Source organism: Rhizobium sp. CF080, from assembly GCF_000282095.2.
GTDB lineage: Bacteria > Pseudomonadota > Alphaproteobacteria > Rhizobiales > Rhizobiaceae > Neorhizobium.
In genome coordinates, this window is the sequence record NZ_AKKC02000016.1 from 349,010 (window position 1) to 373,267 (window position 24,258).

The 24,258-nt window shown below is 62.9% G+C and carries 24 protein-coding genes; 11 read left to right on the forward strand and 13 right to left on the reverse strand.

From position 1 onward, the window contains the following. Positions 1 to 131: 131 nt before the first annotated feature. From PMI07_RS32025 to PMI07_RS32040, 4 genes are read left to right on the forward strand one after another with little or no spacing between them, the layout of a single operon-like run. Complete coding sequence (locus tag PMI07_RS32025) at positions 132 to 2,900, forward strand: DUF2339 domain-containing protein (RefSeq protein WP_007768833.1); 2,769 nt, start codon at positions 132 to 134, stop codon at positions 2,898 to 2,900. Then, positions 2,897 to 3,547 (forward strand): HD domain-containing protein, encoded by a 651-nt coding sequence (locus PMI07_RS32030; protein ID WP_007768836.1) that lies wholly within the window; start codon positions 2,897 to 2,899, stop codon positions 3,545 to 3,547. Before PMI07_RS32025 ends, PMI07_RS32030 begins: the two co-directional genes overlap by 4 nt. 12 nt (positions 3,548 to 3,559) lie before the next feature. Beyond that, positions 3,560 to 4,411 (forward strand): MOSC domain-containing protein, encoded by an 852-nt coding sequence (locus PMI07_RS32035; RefSeq protein ID WP_024164353.1) that lies wholly within the window; start codon positions 3,560 to 3,562, stop codon positions 4,409 to 4,411. 13 nt (positions 4,412 to 4,424) lie between these two features. After that, positions 4,425 to 4,922: a GNAT family N-acetyltransferase gene (locus tag PMI07_RS32040; RefSeq protein ID WP_007762091.1), complete on the forward strand. Its 498-nt coding sequence runs from the start codon at positions 4,425 to 4,427 to the stop codon at positions 4,920 to 4,922. A gap of 26 nt (positions 4,923 to 4,948) precedes the next feature. Here the strand turns inward: PMI07_RS32040 and PMI07_RS32045 are convergent, their stop codons facing one another. After that, positions 4,949 to 6,172, reverse strand: a complete 1,224-nt coding sequence (locus PMI07_RS32045; RefSeq protein ID WP_024164354.1) for an MFS transporter — start codon at positions 6,170 to 6,172, stop codon at positions 4,949 to 4,951. A 207-nt stretch (positions 6,173 to 6,379) separates the two neighbouring features. Here PMI07_RS32045 and PMI07_RS32050 point away from each other — a divergent pair, with 207 nt between their 5' ends. Then, on the forward strand, positions 6,380 to 6,949 hold the full coding sequence (locus PMI07_RS32050; protein WP_155956728.1) for a TetR/AcrR family transcriptional regulator: 570 nt from the start codon (positions 6,380 to 6,382) through the stop codon (positions 6,947 to 6,949). Between the two features lie 259 nt (positions 6,950 to 7,208). Here PMI07_RS32050 and PMI07_RS32055 read toward each other — a convergent pair whose 3' ends face one another. Next, positions 7,209 to 8,204, reverse strand: a complete 996-nt coding sequence (locus PMI07_RS32055) for a DUF3883 domain-containing protein (protein ID WP_007772778.1) — start codon at positions 8,202 to 8,204, stop codon at positions 7,209 to 7,211. Between the two features lie 319 nt (positions 8,205 to 8,523). Here PMI07_RS32055 and PMI07_RS32060 point away from each other — a divergent pair, with 319 nt between their 5' ends. Both PMI07_RS32060 and PMI07_RS32065 read left to right on the forward strand, forming a co-directional pair. After that, positions 8,524 to 9,423 carry a DMT family transporter gene (locus PMI07_RS32060; protein WP_007772776.1) on the forward strand — a complete coding sequence of 300 codons (900 nt, stop codon included), beginning with the start codon at positions 8,524 to 8,526 and terminating at the stop codon, positions 9,421 to 9,423. Positions 9,424 to 9,822: 399 nt separating this feature from the next. Then, positions 9,823 to 11,064: an MFS transporter gene (locus tag PMI07_RS32065; RefSeq protein ID WP_037088857.1), complete on the forward strand. Its 1,242-nt coding sequence runs from the start codon at positions 9,823 to 9,825 to the stop codon at positions 11,062 to 11,064. Between the two features lie 16 nt (positions 11,065 to 11,080). On the opposite strand, the gene PMI07_RS32070 is transcribed toward PMI07_RS32065, so the two are convergent. Further along, a complete protein-coding gene (locus PMI07_RS32070) occupies positions 11,081 to 11,455 on the reverse strand; it encodes a GFA family protein (protein ID WP_007760684.1) in 375 nt (124 codons plus the stop codon). A gap of 27 nt (positions 11,456 to 11,482) precedes the next feature. Beyond that, the gene (gene recO, locus PMI07_RS32075; RefSeq protein ID WP_007760682.1) at positions 11,483 to 12,235 is read right to left on the reverse strand and encodes a DNA repair protein RecO; all 753 of its coding nucleotides are present in this window, start codon (positions 12,233 to 12,235) and stop codon (positions 11,483 to 11,485) included. A 188-nt stretch (positions 12,236 to 12,423) separates the two neighbouring features. Between recO and PMI07_RS32080 the strand changes: the two genes are divergently transcribed. Continuing rightward, entirely contained in the window at positions 12,424 to 12,816 is a 393-nt protein-coding gene (locus PMI07_RS32080) for a hypothetical protein (RefSeq protein WP_007760680.1), read from the forward strand. A gap of 10 nt (positions 12,817 to 12,826) precedes the next feature. On the opposite strand, the gene PMI07_RS32085 is transcribed toward PMI07_RS32080, so the two are convergent. The 7 genes from PMI07_RS32085 to PMI07_RS34625 form a co-directional block, all read right to left on the reverse strand. Continuing rightward, positions 12,827 to 13,285: a PAS domain-containing protein gene (locus PMI07_RS32085; protein ID WP_245277269.1), complete on the reverse strand. Its 459-nt coding sequence runs from the start codon at positions 13,283 to 13,285 to the stop codon at positions 12,827 to 12,829. Positions 13,286 to 13,517: 232 nt separating this feature from the next. Further along, positions 13,518 to 14,471 carry a GTPase Era gene (gene era, locus PMI07_RS32090; RefSeq protein ID WP_007760676.1) on the reverse strand — a complete coding sequence of 318 codons (954 nt, stop codon included), beginning with the start codon at positions 14,469 to 14,471 and terminating at the stop codon, positions 13,518 to 13,520. A 10-nt stretch (positions 14,472 to 14,481) separates the two neighbouring features. Further along, positions 14,482 to 15,201 carry a ribonuclease III gene (gene rnc / locus PMI07_RS32095; protein ID WP_037088858.1) on the reverse strand — a complete coding sequence of 240 codons (720 nt, stop codon included), beginning with the start codon at positions 15,199 to 15,201 and terminating at the stop codon, positions 14,482 to 14,484. Then, on the reverse strand, positions 15,198 to 15,947 hold the full coding sequence (lepB, locus tag PMI07_RS32100) for a signal peptidase I (RefSeq protein WP_007760671.1): 750 nt from the start codon (positions 15,945 to 15,947) through the stop codon (positions 15,198 to 15,200). Before lepB ends, rnc begins: the two co-directional genes overlap by 4 nt. An 83-nt stretch (positions 15,948 to 16,030) precedes the next feature. Further along, positions 16,031 to 16,432: a holo-ACP synthase gene (gene acpS / locus PMI07_RS32105; protein WP_007760670.1), complete on the reverse strand. Its 402-nt coding sequence runs from the start codon at positions 16,430 to 16,432 to the stop codon at positions 16,031 to 16,033. A 40-nt stretch (positions 16,433 to 16,472) separates the two neighbouring features. Beyond that, positions 16,473 to 17,033, reverse strand: coding sequence for a DUF2062 domain-containing protein (locus tag PMI07_RS32110; RefSeq protein ID WP_024164355.1), 561 nt, complete (start codon positions 17,031 to 17,033; stop codon positions 16,473 to 16,475). A 232-nt stretch (positions 17,034 to 17,265) separates the two neighbouring features. Beyond that, positions 17,266 to 17,421, reverse strand: a complete 156-nt coding sequence (locus PMI07_RS34625) for a DUF3563 family protein (protein ID WP_007774693.1) — start codon at positions 17,419 to 17,421, stop codon at positions 17,266 to 17,268. A 289-nt stretch (positions 17,422 to 17,710) separates the two neighbouring features. On the opposite strand from PMI07_RS34625, the gene PMI07_RS32115 reads away from it, so the two are divergent. Beyond that, positions 17,711 to 19,189, forward strand: coding sequence for an FAD-dependent oxidoreductase (locus PMI07_RS32115; RefSeq protein WP_007774691.1), 1,479 nt, complete (start codon positions 17,711 to 17,713; stop codon positions 19,187 to 19,189). Positions 19,190 to 19,365: 176 nt separating this feature from the next. Here the strand turns inward: PMI07_RS32115 and PMI07_RS32120 are convergent, their stop codons facing one another. Beyond that, a complete protein-coding gene (locus PMI07_RS32120) occupies positions 19,366 to 21,582 on the reverse strand; it encodes a bifunctional (p)ppGpp synthetase/guanosine-3',5'-bis(diphosphate) 3'-pyrophosphohydrolase (protein ID WP_007774011.1) in 2,217 nt (738 codons plus the stop codon). 158 nt (positions 21,583 to 21,740) lie between these two features. Further along, a complete protein-coding gene (rpoZ, locus tag PMI07_RS32125) occupies positions 21,741 to 22,148 on the reverse strand; it encodes a DNA-directed RNA polymerase subunit omega (protein WP_007774009.1) in 408 nt (135 codons plus the stop codon). Between the two features lie 289 nt (positions 22,149 to 22,437). Here rpoZ and PMI07_RS32130 point away from each other — a divergent pair, with 289 nt between their 5' ends. Both PMI07_RS32130 and PMI07_RS32135 read left to right on the forward strand, forming a co-directional pair. Beyond that, positions 22,438 to 23,013: an NYN domain-containing protein gene (locus tag PMI07_RS32130; RefSeq protein ID WP_007774007.1), complete on the forward strand. Its 576-nt coding sequence runs from the start codon at positions 22,438 to 22,440 to the stop codon at positions 23,011 to 23,013. 85 nt (positions 23,014 to 23,098) lie between these two features. Continuing rightward, a complete protein-coding gene (locus PMI07_RS32135; RefSeq protein ID WP_007774004.1) occupies positions 23,099 to 24,160 on the forward strand; it encodes a trifunctional transcriptional activator/DNA repair protein Ada/methylated-DNA--[protein]-cysteine S-methyltransferase in 1,062 nt (353 codons plus the stop codon). Positions 24,161 to 24,258 lie beyond the last annotated feature (98 nt).

A 24,258-nucleotide genomic window follows, 5' to 3' on the forward strand; every position in this document is an offset into this window, starting at 1 on the left:
GGTGGTCCTCAAAAACGGCAATGGTTTCCGTGGCTTCCGATTGAGGTTGGGTTGTGGAACACGGCTCTTCCCTTCCCTCGCCCGGCAATTGTATAACCGCTCGACAGAACTCCTCACCCGCGAGCGTGCCGATGATCGAAATCCTCCTTCTGCTGCTGGTGATCCTGATGATGGGTCTCAATCGCAAGACCGCGACCCGAGTGGGTGCGCTCGAACAGGAGCTGGAGGCGATCAAGGCCGATCTGCTGGCGCGGCAACCGGTCTCCGCAGCAGCGCCGGGGGCACTTCCCGTGGCTGCAGCCGCTGCCGTCACCGAGGACGTGATCGAGGAACCGGTGCCCCAGGCCGAAGCAGTTCCGGCCGAAGCCTTGCCGGAAGAGACGATCGCGGCGAGCACAGCCGCCGAGGACGTTGCAACCGCGGAAGAAGCCCCTGCTCCCGCAATGACGGCAGCACCGCCGGCCGCCAAGCCGAAGACCAAGGAAAACCTCGAAAGTTATCTCGGTGCCCGCTGGCCGGTCTGGGTCGGCGGCGTGGCACTTGCCTTCGGCGGCATCTTCCTGGTGCGCGCTTCGATCGAGGCCGGGCTGCTCGGCCCGGGCGCACGCCTCGTGCTCGCCTGCCTGTTCGGCCTCGTCTTGATGGCCGGCGGCGAGATCGTACGGCGCCGGGCGATGCCGCAGGTGTCCGACCGGTTCAGCAATGCGATGATCCCCGGCGCGCTGACGGCGGCGGGTGCAGTAACGCTGCTCGGGGCAATCTATGCGGCCTACGGCGTCTATGAATTCATCGGCGCGACCCCGGCCTTCATCCTGCTGGCGCTCGTGTCGTTTGCCACCATCGCGCTGTCGCTGCTGCACGGGCAGGCGCTGGCCGGGCTCGGCCTGCTCGCCTCGCTGCTGACCCCCGGCCTCGTCGCCAGCGACGAACCGAACGCCAATGCACTGTTCCTCTTCCTCGGCCTCACCTGGGTTGCTGTCAATGCCGCCTCGCGCTTCCGTCAATGGACGATCGTGCCGATGCTCGCCAATATCGGCGTCGGGCTCTGGGTGGTCGCCTATGCGATCGGCGCGGACGAGTTCGATACGCTGCCGCCGGCGCTGACGCTGATCGTGATGATCGCCGGCACCGGCTTCTTCTGGCCGGGTGCAGTCTATGGCAGGGACCGGGTGGTCAAGGCCGGCTGGGGCGGAATGCTGGGACGCCAGCCGCTGACCATCACGCTGTCGGTGGCGTTCATGTCGGTACTGCCGTCGCTCGCGATGCTGGCGACCAACCCGGTGGGCGGCATCGATCCGTATTTCGCCGCCGCGGCAGTGATCGCCGCGCTCGCGGCACTCGGTGCCAGCCGCGTCTACACGGTCTGGCCGGCGATGATTGCCGCTGGCGGAGCGGTGCTGAGCCTCGCCATCGTGGCGATTTCGCTGCTCGATACCTATGTGCCGCAGCCGGTCGGCAACGAGCCGCTGCCGGTCATCACCTATACGACCGAAATCGCCGTCAGCCTGCTGCTCGGGGCGGTGTTCACGCTGCTCGGCTTTGCGTTTCTCAGGCGCTTCCGCAAGGCGGAGCCGGAATTCGCGATGGTCTGGAGCGTACTGATGTCGGGCGTGCCGGTGGCGCTGGCGACGATCAGCTTCCTCAATTTCGGCAATCTCGGGCGCGACTGGATCCACGGGCTCTACGGGGTCGGTCTCGGCCTCGTGCTGCTGGCCGGTGCCGAATGGCTGTTCCGCGACCGCGACGAGACGGATGGCCGCATAGACTGGGCGGCCAATCTGGTCGTTGCCGGCTCGTTTGCCGGTTTCACCCTGGCGCTGCATGCGCTGACCAACGGCATCGTCACCACCATTCTGGTTTCGGTGCTCGGCTTTGCCTATGTGCTCGGCATGCGGGCGCGGCCCTGGCCGGCGCTGCCCTGGATGATGGCGGCGGCGATCCTGATCGTCTTTGGCCGCATCGCCTGGGAACCGACGCTGATCGGCCAGAACAGTCTCGGCACCACGCCGTTCTTCAACGCGCTGCTACCGGGCTACGGCATTCCGACTCTGCTGGCGATCGTGACGGCCTATCTCTTGAAGGACTCTTCGGATTTCCGCATCCGCAATCTGATGCAGGCGCTCGCGTCGCTCGCCGCCCTGATGACGGTCGCGGTGCTGGTGCGCCACGCGATGAACGGCGGTGTGCTGGACGACCGGGTGCCGACGCTCGGCGAGCAGTCGATCTACACGCTGCTGACGGTCGGCTTCTCGGGTATCCTGATGACGCTCGACCTCAAGTCGCCGAGCCCTGTCTTCCGCTGGGGTTCGATGATCGCCGGTGTGCTCGCGACGATCAATGCGCTGTCGCTGCATGTGTTTGCGCTCAACCCCTATTTCAGCGGCGAAAACACCGGTTCATGGCCTTTCCTCAACCTGCTGCTGCTCGGTTATCTCCTGCCCGGCCTCGCCTATGCACTGGTCGCCTATTACGCCCGCGGGCGGCGGCCGATGCCTTACGTGATCATGCTGGCGCTCTCCGGCGCCGTGCTCGGTTTCCTGTGGGCAACGCTTTCGGTGCGCCGTTTCTGGCAGGGCGAGAACATCGCCGACTGGAAGGGATTCATGGCCGCCGAGACCTATACCTATTCGGTGGTCTGGCTGCTGATCGGCGTGTTGCTGCTGGCGATCGGCTCGAAGCTCGACGCCAAGAGCCTGCGGCTCGCTTCCGCCGCTCTCGTGCTGGTCGCGGTGGTGAAAGTGTTCCTGGTCGACATGTCGAACCTCGAAGGGATTCTTCGGGCGCTGTCGTTCATCGGGCTCGGCGCGGTGCTGATCGGGATCGGGCTTTTCTACCAGCGCATTCTGGTGAACAAGAGCGGTGAGCCCGCCGCCACCGATTCCCAGGAACCCGCTTCGTGACCGTTTCGCTTGTCGCCGCCTTTTCGCCTTTCGAGGCGCTTGCCGAAACCCTGATCCCGCATGCGACCGAGGGCGACGACGGCTCGCACGATATCGCCCATATCCTGCGCGTCTTCCGCAATGCGATGCGCATCCACGCCCAGGAAGGCGGCGACGGGCGGGTGCTGGCCGCCGCCGTGTTGCTGCACGATTGCGTGTCGGTCGAAAAGAACTCGCCGCTGCGGGCGCAGGCCTCGCGGCTGGCGGCCGAGAAGGCGTCCGCGATCCTTGCCGATCTCGGCTGGGAGAAGGCGGATATCGCGGCGGTCGCGCATGCGGTGATCGCGCACAGCTTTTCGGCCAATATTCCGCCCGAGACGCTGGAGGCGAAGATGCTGCAGGATGCCGACCGGCTGGATGCGATCGGCATGGTGGGCGCGGCGCGCTGCTTCTACATCGCCGGGCGGATGGGGTCAGGCCTCTATGACCCGGCCGATCCGCTCGCCAAAGATCGCCCGCTCGACGACAAGGCTTTTGCGATCGACCATTTCGAGGTGAAACTGTTCAAGCTCGCCGACGGCTTCCAGACGGCCGCGGGGCGGGCTTTTGCCACAGAGCGGCACGCGCGGCTGAAACAGGTCCTCGACCTCTTCATCGACGAGATCTGAAGGAGACCCCCGATGCGGATCAGCGAACTCAACTTCTATCCCCTGAAGAGCGGCCGCGGCATTGCGCTTGACGAAGCGGAGATCACGGCCGCAGGCATTCCCGGCGACCGGGAGATGATGGTCGTCGATCCGACGGGCATGTTCATCACCCAGCGGGAATTGCAGTCTCTCGCCAGGCTCGAGGTCTACCCGGAAACCGATGCCGTGCGCTTCGCGGTGGAAGGGCAAGGCGAGATCAACGTCGCTCGGCCGCCGGCCGACCGGCGCATGGAAACGGTGGTGTGGAAATCCAGCGTCAACGCTGCGCTTGCCGACGATGCGGCCAATGCGGTGCTGTCGGAATGGCTCGGCCGCGATATCCGGCTGGTGTTCTTCGACGAACAGGCCCGGCGCGTCGCAAGCCCCGAATGGGCGGGCGACAATTCGCCGATGACCTTTGCCGACGGCTACCAGGTGCTGGTGACCACGACGGGGTCGCTTGCCGCGCTCAATGCGGACATGGCGGCGAAGGGCGAAGGCGCGGTCGGCATGGAGCGGTTCCGGCCGAACATCGTGCTCGATCACGACGAACCTTGGGCGGAAGACGGCTGGACCGGCATTGAGATCGCCGGCATCCGCTTCGATTTCGTCAAGCCTTGCGCCCGCTGCATCATGACCACGCAGGACCAGCAGACCGGCTCGCGCGACGTGCCGGACCCCATCCCCGCCATGGGCCGCATCCGCATGTCCGCCGACCGGCGCGTGCCCGGCCCGCTGTTCGGCTGGAACGCCGTGCCGCGCGGCACCGGGCGGATCAAGATCGGCGATGAGGCGACGGTGGTTGCCGAGCGGGCGGAGGCCTGGGCGATCAAGCGGCGGGCTTGAGCGGTTCCCATCGATGATCGTCACCGACCGGCTCATCCTCAGGCGCCCAAAGCTTGCCGACGTCCCTGCCCTGTTCGAATTCCTCGGCGACCCGAACGCGATGCGGTTCACCCATGTGGACGGCTCACCGAGGGAATGCCGGCGGCGGGTGGCGGTGCACGAATGGCGGCGGCGCCGGGACGGTTACGCACCCTGGACGGTGGAGCTGAAGGAGAGTGGCCGGATCATCGGCTGGGGCGGGCTTTACGACGACCCCTTCGATCCGGGCTGGGGCGTCGAGCTCGGCTACTACTTTCACCCCGATAGCTGGGGCAAGGGATTTGGCCGCGAGCTGACGGCGGCAGCGATGCATGAAGCCGACGAGGTGCTGAAACTGCCGAAGGTCGGGGCCTTTGCCCGGCCGGAAAATGCCGCCTCACGGCGACTGCTCGAAAAGACGGGCTTTCAGGTGGTGCGTTACGTGCCCGAGATGGAACGCTATTATTTCGAGCGCCTGTCGCCGGAAAGTTGAAGGGCCGCCCGAGGCGGCCCCTCCCATCACTCGGCGGGATTGAGCGCCACGCCACTCGGCACTGCCTGCGGCTCCGGCCTGTTCAGCAAGCCATAACCCAGCAGCATCGTTGTGAAGGCCAGCCCGCCGCCGGCGACCGCGACCCAGAAGCCGTTGGAGGCGCCGTAGGCATCGATCGTCCAGCCGGCGAGCGAGGAGCCGGCGGCGAAGCCGATGCTCATGCCGGTCATCGCATAGGTGATGCCTTCCGTGACCTGCGACGAGGGAACGATGCGTTCGATCAGGGTCATGGCGGAAATGAAGGTCGGCGAGATCGCGGCACCGGCGAGGAAGATCACCGCCGTCAGGCCCCAGAGGCTGCCGACGAAAGGCATGGGCAGCGTGGTGACGGCGGCAACCAGGCTTGCGAAGAGCAGCCGGCGGGCGAGCGACGACTTGAACCTGATGGCGCCGAAGACGAGGCCGACCACGAAGGAACCGGCGGCATAGGCCGACAGGATGTAGGTGGCGGCGCCCTTGTTGCCCAGCGCTTCCGAGAAGGCGACCACCGAGACTTCCGCCGTGCCGAAGATAACGCCCATGCCGGCGCAGAGCACGACCAGGAACCACATGGCCAGCCGCCGCATGACCGAACCGCCGCCTTTTACGCGATGCGGATCGACCTTCGGTTCGGTCGATTTCTGGACGACGAACAGCGTCGTGCCGACCGCTAGGAAGGCTGCCGAGGCGAGCACGCCGGCTTCCGGGAAGAGCGCGACGCTAAGGCCGATGCCGAAGACCGGGCCGCAGATATAGACGAGCTCGTCGATGACAGATTCGAAGGCGAAGGCGGTGTGCAGTTCCGGCCGGTCGCGATAGATCTCCGACCAGCGGGCGCGCACCAGCGCCATCATGCTCGGCATCAGCCCGGCGACGAGTGCGAAGGCGAACAGCGTCCAGATCGGCCAGCGCATCCAGGCAGCAGTGGCAAGACCGATCAGAGCGAAAAAGGTGACGAACGTCGTCGGCAGCAGCACGGCCGACTGGCCCTTGGCATCCACCCAGCGCGACACCTGCGGGGAGATGAAGGCGTTGGCGAGGGCAAACGTGGCCGAGACCGCGCCGGCCAGCCAATATTCGCCATGCGTCTGGGAAAGCATAGCGACGAGGCCGATCGTCGTCATCGGCAGCGGCAGCCTCGCCACGAAAGCGGCGGCGGAAAAACCTTTCGTACCCGGCCTTGCGAATATCTCGCGATAGGGATTGGGCATAACCTGCTCCTTGGGTTATCTTGAATGAGAACTTACATACGCTGCGTATGTGAGCTAGATAAACGCATACATCCCGTATGTCAATTTGCATACGCAGCGTATGCGAATAATTCCGGAGTCCGCATGGCTGAGAAGATGGCCGACAAGATCGTCACCAAGATGACTTCCGACACGGCCCCAAGGAGCGCCGCCAGGCCGCGCAAGGAAATGATCGCCGAAACACGGGCGAAGCTGATCGCCGCCGCAAGGCATGCGTTTGCGCGCCAAGGTTATGCCGAAGCCTCGATGGACGATTTCACCGCCGGCGCCGGACTGACGCGCGGGGCGCTCTACCACCATTTCGGCGACAAGAAGGGCCTGCTGATGGCGGTGATCATGCAGATGGACGCGGAAATGTCCGACCGGCTCAGCGAGATTTCAGCCAGGGCGGAAAACCCCTGGCGCGGCTTCGTCGACGAATGCGTCGCCTATATCGAGATGTCGCTGGAGCCGGAAATCCAGAGGATCATGCTGCTCGACGGCCCGGCCGTGCTCGGCGATCCGTCGCAATGGCCGAACCAGAGCGCCTGCATCCGCGCCACCACCGCAAGCCTGCAGACCCTGATCGACCAGGGCACGATCCGCCCCATCGACGCCGAAGCCACCGCCCGCCTCGTCAACGGCGCCACCTTGAGTGCCGCACTTTGGATTGCCAGTGCGGAGGACCCGGAGGCGGTGTCGAAAAAGGCGGTGGAGGCGTTTCTGACGCTGGTTTCGGGGTTGTTGGTGGAGAGGTGAGGTGTGGGGCGGTGAGTCTGGTGTAGATCGAACAACTTCATGCTCCTTCAGACGGTCGCATGAGACCTGAATTTTGCCTCCGTCTTCGGCCCTTTGCTCTTCTCGCGCCGTACCTCAACTGAAGGCTTTGGGAACTGTGATGTGCACCAGAACCCACCGTTAGCGTGGTAATTTCGGTTTCTTCGATGGTAGCTGTAGTTACCAGTGACCGTCTTTGCCTCAAGGGTGATATCAGCGCCCGACTCGAACCATAATGTCTTTAGAGCTTGATTGGCTCAAAAACGCGGCTGCCAATGAATACGTAAGGTTCTAGATCAAATGCGGACTTTAATGCCTTGTCGTCGTATACGGTCACCTTGGGATTTTTGCTAAGCGCATGCGTCACAATACCGAGCCGCCAATTTTCGTCGGCGCGCGCGTTATTCTCGTTTCTTGTCAAGAAGAAGCGTTCCACCGAGGCGGAGGTACCCTTAACCTCGACGCAGTGAACTGTGCGCCCTTTTCTAAAGAGAATGTCAAACCCCATGTTGAGATGCGCTACTCGCTCGTGGGAGAAACCCTTATCCTCGTAATATCGCTTAATCGCCTCTTCAGCCGCCATTTCGACTGCGCGGCGATGCTCTGCGGTTCCAAAGCCTGTTAGGGGGTCTCCCTCGTCGAGCTCGGGATTTGGTGCATTCGCGTCGGACGGATTATGTACCGCAATGTTCTTTAGCGAGTTCCGTCTCTCCTCAATCATTTCGAGAACCTGGTTCTTATTTGCTGTAGCGGCGACACCCGGCCCGTCTAGGAAGGAGTACTTACCCATACGCACCGAAGGGTGCGAAAAGGGGTTTGTCCGTTCCTCAGGAGGGATGAAAAACGCAGACTTACTGGTGATACAATAGGTCCAATCATAGGCTGAACCCGTCTCCGGTGCCTCAGCAAAGAAACTCTTTGGTGGCTTGTACCAACCACCCCAAAGGGTCGCATTCTCATACCAGCCAACAATGTGTACGCCATTGTATTTGGGGTTCTTAGCGAGGCAAATAACGGTCCACCCCTCGTTGTCGGCGTTTGACGGGGCATGGTCTCCTGCCTGCGGCGGAACGTAACAATAATAAACCCCGTCCGGGGAGGGCTTAAAATTGAAAGCCTCATGCCCCGGAGCCTTGTTATCTTTACCTCGGTTCTCCTTGAGCCAACGGAAGTTTCCGCCAATCAAGCCGCCACGATAGTATTCCGACCATCCGAACTTGACCCAAAGTATCTTCATTTCGCCCGAATGCTCCTGCTCACAGAATCACCACCCCTGCCGCGATCTTGCGGGTATTCCTGTGCGATCACAACTGCAGCGCTCGGGCGAGATCGTATTGTTGATGTGCAGCCAAAGCCTCGGAACACAATGGAATGGCCGCGCTTGGCGCTAAGCGGCCACCACGCCCCCACTCCCCCGCCTCACGCATGGCAGCTATTCGCAAAAGCAGGTTGTCCGGGCCCTTGCCGAACGGTCACAACGGGGTCATCACCATACGCTGCCTGATCCTCATGCGCCGGCCGGGTTTTCGGGCGGTTTCCCGAAAGAGACTGCCTTCATGACCCCTCGGTCCACCGGCCTCCTCTGCGCCATCGCGGCGGTGACGATCTTTTCGATGCAGGACGGGATTTCCAAACATCTGGGCACCGCCTATCCGCCGATCTTCATCACCATGATCCGCTACTGGGCGTTCGCGGGCTTCGCATTTGCGCTGGCGGGCCGGTCTTCGGGCGGGGTGAAGGCGGCGGCGAAGGCCAACCGGCTGTGGCTGCAGATCGCCCGCGGGGCGCTGCTTGCGGTGCAGATCGTCATCTCGATCTTCTCCTTCTCGCGCGTCGGGCTTGCGGCCAGTCACACGATCTTTGCGGCGACGCCGCTGGTGGTCGCTTGTCTTTCGGTGCCGTTGCTCGGCGAAAAGGTCGGCTGGCGGCGGTGGACGGCGATCGGCGTCGGCTTCATCGGCATCCTTCTGATCATCAATCCGCTGCACGCCACCTTCGACACCAAGATCGCCATCCCGATGGTCGCGACGCTGATGTTTGCGCTCTATTCGGTGATGACCCGGCTTGCCAGCCGCACCGACACGTCCGACACCGCCTTCTTCTATACCGGCGTCGTGGGTGCCGTGACGATCACCCTCGTCGGCCCGTTCTACTGGACGCATATCACGCTTGGCGACTGGCTGTGGATGCTGGTGCTGTGCATCACCGGAATGAGCGGGCATTACCTTTTGATCCGCGCCTTCGACCTGCTCGATGCGGTGGTCGTGCAGCCGATGTCCTATATCCAGTCGGTGCTGGTCTGCCTGATCGGCGTCTTCGTGTTCGGCGAGGTGATGACCGCCAACATGATCCTCGGCTCGGCGATCGTCATCGGCGCCGGCATTTTTACCATCTGGCGGGAGGCTCGGCTCGGCCGCGCGAGCCCACCGGCAATCGATCCGCCGGGGACGCCATAAGGGGGCGTGGAGGTCCAGGGGATATTTTGCTCCGATCCTGATTCGATACGGCTCCTGCCGTGCCCTCCCGATACCCCCCTCTGTCCTGCCGGACATCTCCCCCTCAAGGGGGGAGATTGACTCGTGGCGCCGCCCCTCCCCTGTCTCAGCTATCTTCCTTGCTGCAAATGATGCGGCAAATGTTGCGGGAAGGTCGTGCCACATCCGATCTCCCCCCTTGAGGGGGAGATGTCCGGCAGGACAGAGGGGGGTGCAGCACCCGGAACCACAGTTATGCGGGCAGTTCCCGAGCGTGTCCCCATCAATCCCGGTGATGGATTGATTGAGGAAAAGTTGTTTTAAGAACAGCGGCGCACGCGATATGGTTTGCCCTTGTTTTCGAGGAGGAATCGCATGCCCATGTCTGCATCGCCATCCGCGCGGAGGCCGGCTTCGCTGCCCTGGCTGATCATTGTCGCCGGAGCCTTGATCGCCATGCTGACCTTCGGGCCGCGATCGGCCATGGGCTTCTTCCAGCTGCCGATGCTCCACGACACCGGCTGGGACCGGTCCACCTTCGGGCTGGCGATGGCGATCCAGAACCTTGCCTGGGGCCTCGGCCAGCCATTCTTCGGGGCGCTTGCCGACAAATACGGCACCGGCCGCGTCCTCACCATGTCCGGGGTGCTTTATGCCGCCGGCCTCATCGTCATGGCCAATGCCAATGCGCCGGTCTGGCTGCATATCGGCGGGGGCGTGCTGATCGGCCTGGCGATCGGCGCCGGCTCCTTCAGCGTCATCCTTTCGGCCTTTGCCCGCAACGTGACGCCGGAGCAGCGCTCGATGGCGTTCGGCATCGGCACGGCCGCCGGCTCGGCCGGCATGTTCCTGTTTGCGCCGCTGAGCCAAGCGCTGATCAGCAATTTCGGCTGGTCCGACAGCCTGGTCTATATGTCGGTCATGATGCTGATCGTGCCGCTGCTTGCCTTTCCGCTGCGCGGCAATGCAAGTTCGGGAAGCCAGTCGCACAGCCAGTTCCAGCAATCGGTGGGTGCGGCCCTGAAGGAAGCCTTCGGCCATCAGAGCTACCTGCTGCTCACCTCCGGTTTCTTCGTCTGCGGCTTCCAGGTCGCCTTCATCACTGCACATTTCCCGGCCTATCTCGGGGATATCGGCATCGATGCGCGGTTTGCGGTGATCGCCATGGCGCTGATCGGCTTCTTCAACATCATCGGCTCGCTCGGCGCGGGCTTTATCGGCCAGCGCTATTCGAAGCCCTATTTCCTCGCCTATATCTATATCGCCCGGTCGATTGCGGTGACGGCTTTCCTGCTTCTGCCGCAGACGCCGGTCTCGGTGATCGTGTTCGCGATCGTCATGGGGCTGCTCTGGCTTTCCACCGTGCCGCCGACCAACGGGCTCGTCGCCATCATGTTCGGCACGCGCCATCTCGGGCTGCTCGGCGGCATCGTCTTCCTGTCGCACCAGGTGGGCTCGTTCCTCGGGGTTTGGATGGGCGGTTATCTCTACGACCGGTTCGGCTCCTACGATCCGGTCTGGTGGCTCGGCGTGGCGCTCGGCATCTTTGCCGCGGTCGTGCACTGGCCGATCCAGGAAAAGCCGGTCGACCGCGGCGTGCTGCAGCCACAGCCGGCGAAATAGACGCCCGGCGGGCAGGTCAGCCGAGCACCGGCACCCACGGGTGCCGGTGCTGGTCGTAGACCTCCTGGGACGGTGCCGGAAAACCGGGATCGGCAAACGAACCGATACCGACCGCGATCACATCGGGCTTGCGCTGCGGCTCCCAGAACACCGTCGAGCCGCAATCCGGGCAGAAATGCAGGTTGACGGCAAAGCCGCTGTCGCTCAGGCGGGCATAGGTCTTGCTCTCCCCCTCGATGCGCACCTGAGCGCGATCGAAGAAGGCGGCGATACCATAGGTGCTGCCGGTCCGTTTCTGGCATTCGAGGCAATGGCAGAGCGACACTTTTGCCGGCTCGCCCTGGCAGATGGCCTGCAGCTTACCGCAGGCGCAGGTGGCTATCCGTTCCATTGCTCCTCCTTCAACCGGGCTCCTCTTTCAGCCGGCCCAGCGTTCAGCATCCTTCGAAAGTGCCTTCAGCGCCGCCTGGACAAAACCGTCGCGGGCGGCGTTTTCCGTAAGCCCGCGCGGTTCGTAGACATGGCGGTGCAGGAAATAACCGGTGAGCCTGAAAGCTTCCGCCATGCTGTCGCGGTCAGCGGCCGAGGCGACGCCTTCGCTCAGGAACCCCGGCAGCGCCAGCATGCGGTCGGCATAGGGCGCGCCGGCATCGCGGGAGACGGCACGGCCGGTTTTCGGCGAGACGTAGACGAGGTCCTGCCGCCCGCCGGTCGCCGCGCATTCGGTGAGGTCGAGGCCGAAACCGAGGTCGTTCAGCACCGCGAGCTCGAACCGCACGAAAAGCTCGCCGGCATCGGAGGGGTCGTCGAAGGCATCGAGGATGATGTCCAGCGCATCGAAGAGATGCGGATGCGGATCGCGCTCGGGAAGCAGGCGCAGCAGCGCGCCCATGGCCTGGACGCCGTAGACGGCAGTCGCCGTTTCCATCAGCTTTGCGGCGCGCAGCCTGACGGGCTCCAGCTTGAACTCGCCGAGATGTTCGTCGAGTCTGGCGCGCCAGACGGCCTCGACCCGATTGCCGGCCTGCAGCACAGGCTGCATCGACCGCGAACGGCCGGAGCGGACGAGGCCGAGATGCCGGCCGCGGTCACGGGTCATCAGCTCGGCGATGACGCTCGTCTCGCCGTGGCGCTTGACGCCTATGATGATCGCTTCGTCCTGCCACTGCATGTATCTGTTCAAGCTCCTTCCGAGCCGATTCAACAATAGAGCATAAGTCATTCGGACTGAATCGGTTTCTGCTTTTGCCGGTCCGCGGCAAAGATGCAGGTTCCCATGGGCTTGCCTGGAACAAATCGGCCTCCATTTGGATTCCTGTGCGAAAATTCGCGCCGCCACTATGACCCCTGGGAGTCTTCATGAAATACGCCCTCTTCGCCGCCGCCCTTCTGGCCGCCTCGCCTGCCGCCCTTCTCCTCGCCTCGCCGGCCGCCGCGCAATCGCCGCAGCTCGAACAGGCCTGCATCGCGGTCGCCAAAAACTTCCTGCTGGTGCCGTCGATCAAGACGGGCGTCGTCCAGTCCTTCCCCGAACTGGACCCGCCGGGCGCGCGGCTGACCTATTCCACCCGCGAGGACGCCAAGCCGACCGATTTCACCAATGACATCGAATGCGAGTTCGACAAGCCGGCCCCGCCCTTCCGGCTGCAGCGCTTCTGCATTTCCGACACCTGCTACGGCCCCAACGAGCAGGACCAGGATAACCGCCGCCGGTACCTGGAGGTCAAGGCGCTGATGGACCGGCAGAAGTGAGACGGGGAGCCTATTTGCCGAGCACGTTGAGCGCAGACGTCAGATAGCGCGCGGCAAGCATCTGGCGGCGTTTGGTGGCAAGCCCGAGAGCGGCACGGCAATGGGTCTCCAGCGGATCGGTCGCGGCAACCGCCGCGGCCGCGGACTGGACGGTGACGGTGCCGGTGTAGATATACGGAACACCCTCGGCATCGCGCAGGCACCGGCCGTTCGCCGCGACGTCGATCCGGCGGCCGTCCGGATGGGTGACGCGGTAGCTTTCCTGGTATGCGCAGCCTGTGACGATCGCATCGTGGATCGCCCTTGCGACCCGTTGCCTGTCGCCCTCGTTGATGTAGCGGATGACCCTCTCGATCGGGGCGCCGGCAGCCAGCTCCTGATCCGAAACGCCGAATATGTCGGCGATCACCTGATCGCCATACACCTTGTTTTCAGGCACGACCCAGCTGTAGAAGCCGACAGAATTCACATCATCCAAGCCTGTGTCTTCCTTTCCGAACCCGACGTCCGACATTCATGACTCTCCGTGCCATCTTGCCGATAAATTGGATCTTCGGCTCTACGTTAGCAAGTCCTTATGATTATGGATAAAATTAGTTAACCGGAGATAATTCGTCCACAGGTAGCACTGAAAGCCCGGCCACCACCGGCATGTGGTGGCATGGGCGGATTCAAGCCGGGTTTTTTCAGGGTGTCGCGGCTCAGGACTTCGGAAATTCCAGTCCCATTTCGCGAAAACGTTCCGGATCGTCCCCCCAGTTCTCGCGGACCTTGACGAACAGGAAGAGGTGGACCGTCTGTTCGAGGATCTCGGAAAGTTCCTTGCGGGATGCGGTGGAGATCGCCTTGATGGCATCGCCGTTCTTGCCGAGCGCGATCTTCTTCTGGCTGTCGCGCTCCACGTAGATCACCTGTTCGATGCGCACCGAACCGTCCTTGCGCTCCTCCCACTTCTCCGTCTCGACGTGGCTCGCGTAGGGAAGTTCCTGATGGAGGCGCAGGAAGAGTTTTTCGCGGGTGATTTCGGCGGCGAGCTGGCGCATCGGCAGGTCGGAGATCTGGTCCTCCGGATAATACCAGGGACCTTCCGGCAGCTTGTCGGCCAGATAATCCATCAGGTCATCGCAGCCGGAACCGGTGGTCGCCGACACCATGAAGGTGCGCTCGAACGGCACGGCCTCGTTGGCCGTGGCGGTGAGCTTCAGCAGATCCTCGTGGCGCACGCGGTCGATCTTGTTCAAGACCAGGATCTTCGGCTGATGCACTTCCTTCAGGCCTTCGAGGATCGCCTCGGCATCACCGCGGATACCGCGTTCGCTGTCGATCAGGAGCAGGATCAGGTCGGCATCCTTGGCGCCGCCCCAGGCGGACGTCACCATCGCGCGGTCGAGCCGGCGGCGCGGCTTGAAGATACCGGGCGTATCCATGAAGACGATCTGGGCGTTGTTGTGGATGGCGATGCCGCGCACGATGGCGCGCGTCGTCTGCACCTTGTGGCTGACGATCGAGACCTTGGCGCCGACGAGCCGGTTGAGCAGCGTCGATTTGCCGGCATTGGTCGGGCCGATCAGCGCCACGAAACCGGAATGGGTCGGGCCGGCATTGTTCGGGCCGGCTTCGTTCTCGTCACCGGTGATGTTGTCGTTTTCGGTCATAGTGTCCAATTCATTGTTCGGCAGAGGGTTTCTGCCATACGCCTTCGCGTTCGAGCATCTTGGTGGCGGCCACCTGTTCGGCGGCGCGCTTGGAACGGTCCTCACCGGTCTCCGGCGCTACGCCCGTGACCTCGACGGTCACCGTAAACCGCGGATCATGATCCGGGCCGGAGCGTTCGTCCACCCGGTAGGCGGGGGTCAGGCCGAATTTCGCATGCGCCCATTCCTGCAGCTCGGTCTTTGCATCGCGCCGCGCGCCATCGGCGCGGGTGGCACGGCCCTCCCAGTAGCGCAGAATGAAGCCGCGGGCAGCTTCGAGCCCGCCATCGAGATAGAGCGCGGCGATCAGGCTTTCCACCACGTCGGCACGCACGTTCATCATCCGCTTGCCGGTCAGCTTCTTGACGTCGGCGCCGGTGCGGATGAAGCGGTGCAGCTCCAGTTCGTCGGCCACGATGGCGCAGCTATCGGCGCTGACAAGCTGGTTCAACCGAACCGAAAGCTCGCCTTCGGCGGCGGTGCGGAACGTCTTGAACAGCAGCTCTGCGACGCAGAGTCCGAGCACGCGGTCGCCCAGAAATTCCAGCCGTTCGTAATTGGCGCTCTTGGCCGATCCGGTGCTCGCATGGGTGAGCGCCCGGTCAAGCCATTGCTTGTCGGCGAATTCATGACCGATGGCTTTTTCAAGCTGGCCGCGTTCCTCCGCCGAAAGCGTCTTTGACTTCATCACCGAACGACCTTGAAAATCCGATCCCAGCGCATGTTGGTCGGCCATTTCCAGATCTCGCGGAACGAGGTGTCGTTGCCGAGCGAGAAGAAGATGACGCTGGCGCGACCGACCAGGTTTTCGGCGGGCACGTAACCGACGTCGAAACGGCTGTCGAGCGAGTTGTCGCGGTTGTCGCCCATGAAGAAGTAATGGCCGGCCGGAACGACGAATTCCTGGGTATTGTCACCGCGCGAAACCGGCGAATGGTCGAGCGTGTCATAGGTGACGCCGTTATCGAGCGTTTCGCGGAAGACCGGCACGTCGGTGCCGGGGTCGAGGCTGTAATCGGAGGTGAAGGTGCCGTCGCCCTGCTTGGGGACCGGCTTGCCGTTGACCAGCAGCACACCGTTGGTGACCTGGACGCGGTCGCCCGGCAGGCCGATCAGGCGCTTGATATAGTCGATATCCGGATGGCTCGGCAGGCGGAAGACGATGACATCGCCGCGCTTCGGCTCCTTGAATTCCAGGATACGGCCGGAAAACAGGTCAGGCGAGAACGGCAGGGAGTATTTCGAATAACCGTAGGCGAACTTGTTGACGAAGATATAGTCGCCGACGAGCAGGGTCGGCATCATCGAGCCGGACGGGATGGTGAAGGGCTGGAAGAGCACCGTGCGGATCACCATCGCCAGCAGCAGAGCCTGGATGATGACCTTGATGTTTTCCCACAGACTGTTCTGCGACTTCGTCTCGGCTTTATCGGACACGTTTGACGTCTTTCTGTTCGGCTCGGCTGTTGCCAGCGGTTTTGCGTTCTCTAAACCCTTCGCAAAGCGGCGGCAATGGTCGATTAGGCCGCGAGGCGGGCTTCGATCACCACAAACGCCTGCGCATAAGGGTATTCGTCGGTGATGGTGATGTGAATAACCGCTTCGTGGCCGGCCGGCATCATGCTTGAAAGATGCTCCGCAGCCCCGCCCGTCAGCACCATGGTCGGCCGTCCGCCGGGCAGGTTGACGACGCCCATGTCCTTCCAGAACACGCCGTGGGCGATGCCGGTGCCGAGCGCCTTGGAACAGGCCTCCTTGGCGGCGAACCGCTTGGCATAGGAGGCGGCGCGGTTCTGGCGGCGGTCGGATTTCGCCCGCTCGATCTCGGTGAAACAGCGATGGGTGAAACGCTCGCCGAACCGTTCAATGGATTTCTCCACGCGTCTTATATCGATGAGGTCACTGCCCATGCCGATGATCATGACATCTTCCTTGCGGCGCCCGGCCGGTTCTCGTCAGTCTTTATACTGACTTGAGGGCTCCGGCCCGCGCCGTCAAGCGTTCCAGGCGCCGGTTGCGGAAACTGCGCACGCCGAGATAGGTGACTGCGTAAAATACCAGGCCGCAGAGGATACCCGGCGGCAGGGAGCCGATCAGCATCGGCTCGAGGATCGGCCGCCAGAGCTGCGAGAAATCGAGATGGTGGAAAAGCCGGCCGAGATCGAGATTGTCGTGGCCTGAGGCCTGATTGCCGAGCATCGTCTCGCCGATCTTCCAGGTGAGCGGCCAGATGATCGGACAGGTGATGGGATTGGCAAACGTGGTACCGAGCGCAGCCGCGATCATGCTGCCGCCGAAGAGATAGGCGAGCGGGATGGCAAACAGGATGTGGAGGCCGAGGAAGGGCGTCCAGGCGCTGACCACGCCGATCGCAAGACCTGCCGCGACTGCATGCGGGGAGCCGCCGATGCGCATGACCTTCAGGCGATAATAATCGAGGACGCGGCGGAAGCCCTTGGGAGGCAGGACGGCCCGGCGCAGTCTTTCACGAAAAGCAAGCGGTGTACGGCGGCGAAACGGCATGGGTGCGCATCTGGTTCGGCAGCGGGATCTTCATCCGACGGCTGCGGGAATCTTCGATCAAACAGGCTTTAGCCCAAGCCGAAGATGATGGCGAAAATTGGCCCGTCTCGCTGGAGATAAGGTTTTCGCGGAGGTGATCGGGTCTTCGGCCGCATCGACGCGGCACGGGAAGACATGCATCTGCCGCGCGGCGATTTTCCGCGCGAACGGGTGACTGATCGGAGCGTATCGCTTAGAAGGACGACTTGCGGAACATGCCGCGGTCGACCTGGCGCATGCGGTATTCGAGGTCGATCCGGTCGTTGGCTTCGTTCAGGTAAGCGACTTCGCGGTCCTGGGTTGTTGGGACGCGGAAAGCGCGGGCGAACTTGCGTACTGTGTCAAACATGATTGTTTCTTTCTCTCTTATGTTGCGATGCACAATATAAGACGAGGCATCGGGTTTTACCAACGCCGCAACCGCTGGTCAGCCCTGCGTAGGAAGCATGGCGGGTTAACGATGATGCGCAGAAAATGGGCGGGCAAGTCGAGGTCGCCAGGCGTGAGGCTTCATCATCTAGCGTGAATCGAGAAAGCTCTATCGGCGTATTGGTGTCTTTCCGAGCCCCCTTTTCCTTGGCTAAATCAACCCTCGGACTCGTCGGACATGATGGGCGGCGGACATCAGGGAGGGTGCCATGGATGATCAGAAGGTTTCGGTGAAGGAGATTCGTCAAAACGAGAACCGCTTCCTGAGCTCCGACATCTTTGAATCAGGGCACTATGTCTTCCCCCGCCGCAACGGAGAAGGCGTCCTGAGGGAAGAGGCGCGCGACATTCCGGTCTATCATCGCTGCGACGTGCTGGTCGTTGGTGGGGGACCATCCGGAACCGCGGCAGCGCTCGCCGCTGCGCGAACCGGGGCGGACGTCGTGGTGCTGGAGCGCTACAATCATCTCGGCGGCCTTTCCACGGGCGGCGTGGTGATCTGGATCGACCGGATGACCGACTGGGAAGGACGGCAGGTCATTCGCGGATTTGCCGAGGAGGTTCTCGGCCGTCTTCCGCCCGAGGCCGTCGCGGGGCCGGACAGGAGCCTCTGGGGGCAGCGGGATGCGGATCTCGCAAAATACTGGCGGCTGCGCACCTCCGCCTTCCACGGCATCGTCACCTGGGCGCCGACCATCGATCCCGAGCGGCTGAAACTGATCTCGCAGGAAATGCTGATAGAGGCCGGCGTGCGGATCGTCTTCCATTCCTGGGCGGCGACGCCGGTGGTCGAGGACGGCGCGGTAAAGGGGGTCATCTTCGAAAGCAAGGAAGGCCGCCAGGGGCTGATGGCCAAGGTCGTGGTCGACTGCACCGGCGACGGCGACGTTTTTGCGCGCGCGGGCGCAAATTTCGAGGCCGATATCGAGGAAGGCGACGTGCACCACTCGATGAATACCGGCTTCATGCTGGGCGGCGTCGACATGGCCACATGGCTCGCCTTCCGATCCGAGCAGGAGCAGGCATTTACGGAATTCAACGCGCTGGGGCGCGACCAGCTCGGGTTCTTCCAGACGCCATACGTTTCCTGGCGCAACGACATCGCGCTGTTCCTCGGCCCCCGGCAATCGGGCCTTTCGGCGCTCAACGTCGACGACATGACGGAAGTCGAAATCCGCTCGCACCGGTTCATGCAGTCGCATTGCGAATTCTTCCGCAGCCATGCGCCGGGGTTCAAGGACGCCTACATGCTGCTCAGCGCGCCGCAGCTGGGCGTCCGGCATACGCGGCGCCTGGCGGGTGTCGGACGGATCGAGCGCGGCCAGTGGGGAAGCGGCGCGGTGCAGCCAGACGAAGTCGGCGTCAGCCCTTCGGTGTCGCCAAAATTTCCGGTTCTTTCGGTGCCCTACGGAGCGCTCGTGCCGGCAAGGCTGGACGGACTGCTCGCTGCCGGACGGCACATCTCCTGCGATGCGAACAGCCACGGCTTCATGCGCGAGATTCCGCAGTGCTGGCTGACGGGGCAGGCTGCGGGTGCCGCGGCAGGAATTGCGGCCAATCGCGGCGTGGCGCCGCGGAATGTGGATATCGCGGAGCTGCAGGCGACGCTGCGGGCTCAGGGGGCGTTTGTGCGGGATGCGAGCGAGGCGGTTCAGGTGGCGAGCCAAGCGGAGACGGTGTCCGGCTGATTGTTAGGTAAGCGGCGGGCTCCCTTCTCCCCCCTTGCGGGGGAGATGTCGCCAGAGGCGACAGAGGGGGGTGGTGCCGCATATTCCATGGGTCGTTGAGTTCGCTGAGCTACCCCCCTCTGTCAGCTCTGCTGACATCTCCCCCGCAAGGGGGGAGAAGGGGCTTGCCGCGCCCCTCAGTCATACACCCGCTTGACGTTCGCGACGCAATCCAAGTCTTTCATCTGGCTCAACAGTTGGTTCAGCTGGCGCAGGTCCCAGACCTCCACCTCCATGGTGATCTCGGAAAAATCGGCAGCGCGGTTGCTGCCCATGGTCAGCGTTCTGATGTTGATGTCGAGATGGGCGATCGTCTGGGTGACGGTCGCGAGCGTGCCGGGTTCGTTCAGCGTATTAACCTCGATGCGGGCGAGGAAGCGGGACTTGTTGGCCTCGTCGAGATCCCAGCGCACGTCGATCCAGCGTTCCGGCTGGTCGTCGAACCGCTGCAGGGCGGACGCCTGGATCGGGTAGATGGTGATGCCCTTGTCCTTGTCCATGATGCCGACGATGCGGTCGCCCGGCACCGCGCCGCTCGGCGCGAACCTGACCTGCATGTTGCCGGTAAGTCCGCGGATCGGCAGCGGATCGGGGCCGGCCTCGAGCTCTTCCGGCGAGACGCGCCGCTGGTTCGGCAACTTGAAGATCATGCCCGAGGCGCTGCGCATGTTGAACCAGCCGTCGTCGGCGGCCGGCTTCACGGTGACGCGCTCGTCCTTGTAATCGGGGAAGACGGCGCGCAGCACATCGAGCGAGGAAAGCTCACCACGCCCGACGGCGGCGATCGCATCCTCGACATCCTTGTGCGCCAGACGGGGCAGCGCGGGCTTGAGCGTATCGCGGGCAAAGACCTTGCCGGCGCGCTCGAAGGTGCGCTCCAGGATGCGGTGGCCGAGGCCTGCATATTGCTTGCGGATCGCCATGCGGGTGGCGCGGCGGATCGCCGAACGCGCCTTGCCCGTCACGACGATCTCTTCCCAGGCGGCGGGCGGCACCTGCACGCCGGAGCGGATGATCTCTACCTCGTCGCCGTTGTTCAGCCTCGTGACCAGCGGCATGATGCGGCCGTTGATCTTGGCGCCGACCGTGGTGTTGCCGATATTGGTGTGGACCGCGTAGGCGAAATCGATCGGGGTCGCCCCGCGCGGCAGGGCGATCAGCTTGCCCTTGGGGGTGAAACAGAAGACCTGGTCCTGGAACAGTTCGAGCTTGGTATGCTCCAGGAACTCTTCCGGATTGTCGCCTTCGGCCAGTGACTCGATCGTGTGCCGCAGCCAGGAATAGGCGTTGGATTCCTTCGGCAGCAACTCCCCGCCCCTGCCGTCCTTGTAGAGCGCATGCGCGGCGATCCCGTATTCGGCGATCTCCTGCATCAGCTGGGTGCGAATCTGCAGCTCGATGCGCTGGCGCGAGGGGCCGACGATAGTGGTGTGGATGGAGCGATAGTCGTTCTGCTTCGGGTTCGAGATATAGTCCTTGAAGCGGCCGGGCACGACGCGCCAGCGGGTGTGGACGATGCCGAGCGCCCGGTAACAGGACGGGATATCGCCGACGATGATGCGGAAACCGTAGACGTCCGAAAGCTGCTCGAAGGACAGCGACTTCGACTGCATCTTGCGGAACACCGAATAGGGTTTCTTCTGGCGGCCCTTGACGAAGGCGTCCTTGAGGCCGTTGGCGATCAGCAACTCACGCAGCTCGTCCTCGATCTTCTTGATCAGGCCCTCGTTACGGGCTTCGAGATCGGCGAGCCTCTGGGTGACCGTCTCGTAGGCCTCCGGGTTCATGTAACGGAACGAAAGCTCCTCCAGCTCGTCGCGCATGTCCTGCATGCCCATGCGGCCGGCAAGCGGCGCATAGATATCCATGGTCTCTTCGGAGATGCGCGCCTTCTGCTCGGCCTTCATGTGCTCGAGCGTGCGCATGTTGTGCAGGCGGTCGGCGAGCTTAACGAGGAGGACGCGCACGTCGTCGGAAATGGCGAGCAGCAGCTTGCGCAGGTTCTCGGCCTGCTTGGCTTTCTTCGACACGAGGTCGAGGCGTTTCAGCTTGGTGAGCCCCTCGACCAGCCGGCCGATGTCCTCGCCGAACAGTTCGTCGATCTCGGCGCGGGTGGCGGTGGTATCCTCGATCGTGTCGTGCAGCAGGGCGACCGCGATGGTCGACTCGTCGAGATGCATGTCGGTGAGGATGGCGGCGACTTCGAGCGGGTGGGAAATGTAAGGGTCGCCGCTGGCGCGCTTCTGCTGGCCATGCTTCTGCATGGCGTAGACATAGGCCTTGTTGAGCAGAGCTTCGTTGGCTTCGGGCTTGTATTTCTGGACCCGCTCCACGAGCTCGTATTGCCGCATCATCCTGAAAAATGTCCTCGATACCGCTTCAGTGCCCGTGAATGGGCACCGGACGAAAAGAAAATGGCGCGCCAACCAGGAAGGTTGGCGCAGCCATCATAAAACATTCAAGCAGATTAGGGCGAGAGAATGAACGAAAACTTGCTAAGCGAATGTTTCGCTTAGTAATCGTCACTCTTTTCCGGCGGTACGAGACCTTCGATACCGGCAAGCAGCTCCTCTTCCGACATCTGGTCGAAGGTGACGGTTTCCGGAGCGTCGTCGTCCTCGTCGCGATCGGAGGCGACGGAAACGCCGCCGGCAGCGATCAGCGATGCCGGATCGGGCTCGGGCTCGTCCACTTCGACATGCTTCTGCAGCGAATGGATGAGGTCTTCCTTGAGGTCGTCCGGCGAGAGCGTCTCGTCGGCGATTTCGCGCAGCGCCACGACCGGGTTCTTGTCATTGTCGCGGTCGATGGTGATCGAAGCGCCCTGCGAGATCTGGCGGGCGCGATGGCTCGCGAGCAGGACCAGTTCGAACCGGTTGTCGACTTTGTCAATGCAATCTTCTACTGTGACACGGGCCATTGCCTGTCCTTTGATCAGTGATTTTCGGAATTGATACGCCCGATACAGGCATTGCGCGGCAAATTCAAGTTTTTCCTGATAATTGACTTTTGACAAGTCAGATCGCCTCTTCTGGGGGCGCCGGCGAAATTCAACCCCAAGCTGCTTGGATTATTGAGAATCGTGCCATAAATGACAGTTATATGAATAGTTCGTAATGTAGTGGATTATTCCGGAGATTTGGTTCGGCTTATATTGACCAGGCCTCCACCTGCAAAGCAGGTTCATAAGAAAAGGGGATGGAGACCATATGTTTGACCCAAGGGAGAAGATTGCTCTCTTTATAGACGGCGCAAATCTTTACGCTGCTTCGAAAAGCCTCGGCTTCGACATCGATTACCGGAAATTGCTCAAGGCCTTTCAGAAACGCGGTTATCTTCTTCGCGCCTATTACTATACGGCCCTGATCGAGGACCAGGAATATTCTTCGATCCGCCCGCTGATCGACTGGCTCGACTACAACGGGTACAAGGTCGTCACCAAGCCGGCCAAGGAATTCACGGACTCGATGGGCCGCCGCAAGATCAAGGGCAATATGGACATCGAACTTGCTATCGATGCCATGGAACAGTCCGAGACCGTCGACCATCTTGTGCTGTTTTCCGGCGACGGCGACTTCACCACGCTGGTCGAGGCGCTGCAGCGCAAGGGCCGCAAGGTTTCCGTGGTTTCGACCATGGCAACCCAGCCGCCGATGATCGCCGATGACCTGCGCCGCCAGGCCGATCATTTCATCGATCTCGTATCGCTGAAGGCCGAAGTCGGCCGCGACCCGTCCGAACGCCCGGCCCGTCCGGCGGAATCGGCTGAGGCCGCCGATCTCTGATCGAGGCGACACCTTGGATATCAAAAGGAAAATAGGCGCCCGTTTTTCGGCGGCGCCTTTTTTCGTTCTGGGCTAGAAAAGGTGCATGCTTTTCGAACGCCCTTCCGACGACACCCTTTACGATGCCCTGGTCGCCCGCGACGCCTCCTATGAAGGCTTTGCCTGGGCGGCGGTGAAGACGACCGGCATTTTCTGCCGCCTCACCTGCCCAGCCCGAAAGCCGAGGCGCGAGAATACCAGTTTCTTCGAGACGATCGCCGAATGCCTGGAGGCCGGTTTCCGGCCGTGCAACCGCTGCCGGCCGATGCTCAAGCTCGGCGAGACCGATCCGATGGTGACACGGTTGCTGACGGCGCTCGACGCCGAGCCCTTTCGCCGCTGGAGCGAGGAGGATGTCGTGTCGTTCGGTATCGATCCGTCGACCGCGCGGCGTGCCTTCAAGCGGCAGTTCGGCATGAGCTTCCTCGAAATTGCCAGGCTCAGGCGGATGGGCAAGGCGGCCGAGACGCTGAAGGAGGGTGCGAGCGTTCTCGATGCGCAGCTCGATGCCGGTTACGAATCCGGCAGCGGCTTTCGTAGCGCCGTGACGAAGCTGTTTGGCGCCGCGCCCGCCAGCCTGCGGAACAAGACCCTGCTGCGGGCGGACTGGGTCGAAACGCCGATCGGGCCGATGATGGCGATCGCCGACCAGCATTCACTGCACCTCCTCGAGTTCGCCGAACGTAAGGCGCTGCCGGCGGAGATCAGGAAACTTCAAAAGTTTACCGGCAGCGGCATCGTCATGGGACGGCATCCGCCGATCGACCAGATCGAGGCAGAGCTGAAGGCCTATTTCGCCGCCGAGGATCTGGGCTTCAAGACCCGGCTTGCCGGGCACGGATCGCCTTTCCAGCGCCAAGTCTGGGAGGCATTGCGGGCGATCCCGGCCGGGGTGTCCACGACTTATGGGGCGGTCGCGGCCGAGCTCAACCTCCCCTCCTCCACCCGCGCGGTGGCGGGCGCCAACGGCGCCAACCAGATCGCCATCGTCATCCCCTGCCATCGGCTGATCGGCGCCGATGGGAGCCTCACCGGTTATGGCGGCGGGCTGTGGCGCAAGCGCTGGCTGCTGGAGCACGAGCGGCGGATGGTGGTGCGGAAGGGTTAGGGCGTTCGCGGTATCGCGGATGCTTACCCCCCTCTGCCCTGCCGGGCATCTCCCCCTCAAGGGGGGAGATCGGGTGGAGCATGCTAACCGTTTCCTCT

Excerpts from the sequence above, each read along its gene's own strand:
- PMI07_RS32110 (WP_024164355.1), bottom strand. The coding sequence starts at position 17,033 with ATGCCGTTTCGCCGCCGTACACCGCTTGCTTTTCGTGAAAGACTGCGC.
- PMI07_RS32065 (WP_037088857.1), top strand. The coding sequence starts at position 9,823 with ATGTCTGCATCGCCATCCGCGCGGAGGCCGGCTTCGCTGCCCTGGCTG.
- PMI07_RS32130 (WP_007774007.1), top strand. The coding sequence starts at position 22,438 with ATGTTTGACCCAAGGGAGAAGATTGCTCTCTTTATAGACGGCGCAAAT.
- acpS (WP_007760670.1), bottom strand. The coding sequence starts at position 16,432 with ATGATCATCGGCATGGGCAGTGACCTCATCGATATAAGACGCGTGGAG.
- PMI07_RS32040 (WP_007762091.1), top strand. The coding sequence starts at position 4,425 with ATGATCGTCACCGACCGGCTCATCCTCAGGCGCCCAAAGCTTGCCGAC.
- PMI07_RS32115 (WP_007774691.1), top strand. The coding sequence starts at position 17,711 with ATGGATGATCAGAAGGTTTCGGTGAAGGAGATTCGTCAAAACGAGAAC.
- PMI07_RS32045 (WP_024164354.1), bottom strand. The coding sequence starts at position 6,172 with ATGCCCAATCCCTATCGCGAGATATTCGCAAGGCCGGGTACGAAAGGT.
- era (WP_007760676.1), bottom strand. The coding sequence starts at position 14,471 with ATGACCGAAAACGACAACATCACCGGTGACGAGAACGAAGCCGGCCCG.
- recO (WP_007760682.1), bottom strand. The coding sequence starts at position 12,235 with ATGCAGTGGCAGGACGAAGCGATCATCATAGGCGTCAAGCGCCACGGC.
- PMI07_RS32120 (WP_007774011.1), bottom strand. The coding sequence starts at position 21,582 with ATGATGCGGCAATACGAGCTCGTGGAGCGGGTCCAGAAATACAAGCCC.
- PMI07_RS32080 (WP_007760680.1), top strand. The coding sequence starts at position 12,424 with ATGAAATACGCCCTCTTCGCCGCCGCCCTTCTGGCCGCCTCGCCTGCC.
- PMI07_RS34625 (WP_007774693.1), bottom strand. The coding sequence starts at position 17,421 with ATGTTTGACACAGTACGCAAGTTCGCCCGCGCTTTCCGCGTCCCAACA.
- PMI07_RS32025 (WP_007768833.1), top strand. The coding sequence starts at position 132 with ATGATCGAAATCCTCCTTCTGCTGCTGGTGATCCTGATGATGGGTCTC.
- PMI07_RS32135 (WP_007774004.1), top strand. The coding sequence starts at position 23,099 with ATGCTTTTCGAACGCCCTTCCGACGACACCCTTTACGATGCCCTGGTC.
- PMI07_RS32050 (WP_155956728.1), top strand. The coding sequence starts at position 6,380 with ATGATCGCCGAAACACGGGCGAAGCTGATCGCCGCCGCAAGGCATGCG.
- PMI07_RS32055 (WP_007772778.1), bottom strand. The coding sequence starts at position 8,204 with ATGAAGATACTTTGGGTCAAGTTCGGATGGTCGGAATACTATCGTGGC.
- PMI07_RS32035 (WP_024164353.1), top strand. The coding sequence starts at position 3,560 with ATGCGGATCAGCGAACTCAACTTCTATCCCCTGAAGAGCGGCCGCGGC.
- PMI07_RS32070 (WP_007760684.1), bottom strand. The coding sequence starts at position 11,455 with ATGGAACGGATAGCCACCTGCGCCTGCGGTAAGCTGCAGGCCATCTGC.
- PMI07_RS32060 (WP_007772776.1), top strand. The coding sequence starts at position 8,524 with ATGACCCCTCGGTCCACCGGCCTCCTCTGCGCCATCGCGGCGGTGACG.
- rpoZ (WP_007774009.1), bottom strand. The coding sequence starts at position 22,148 with ATGGCCCGTGTCACAGTAGAAGATTGCATTGACAAAGTCGACAACCGG.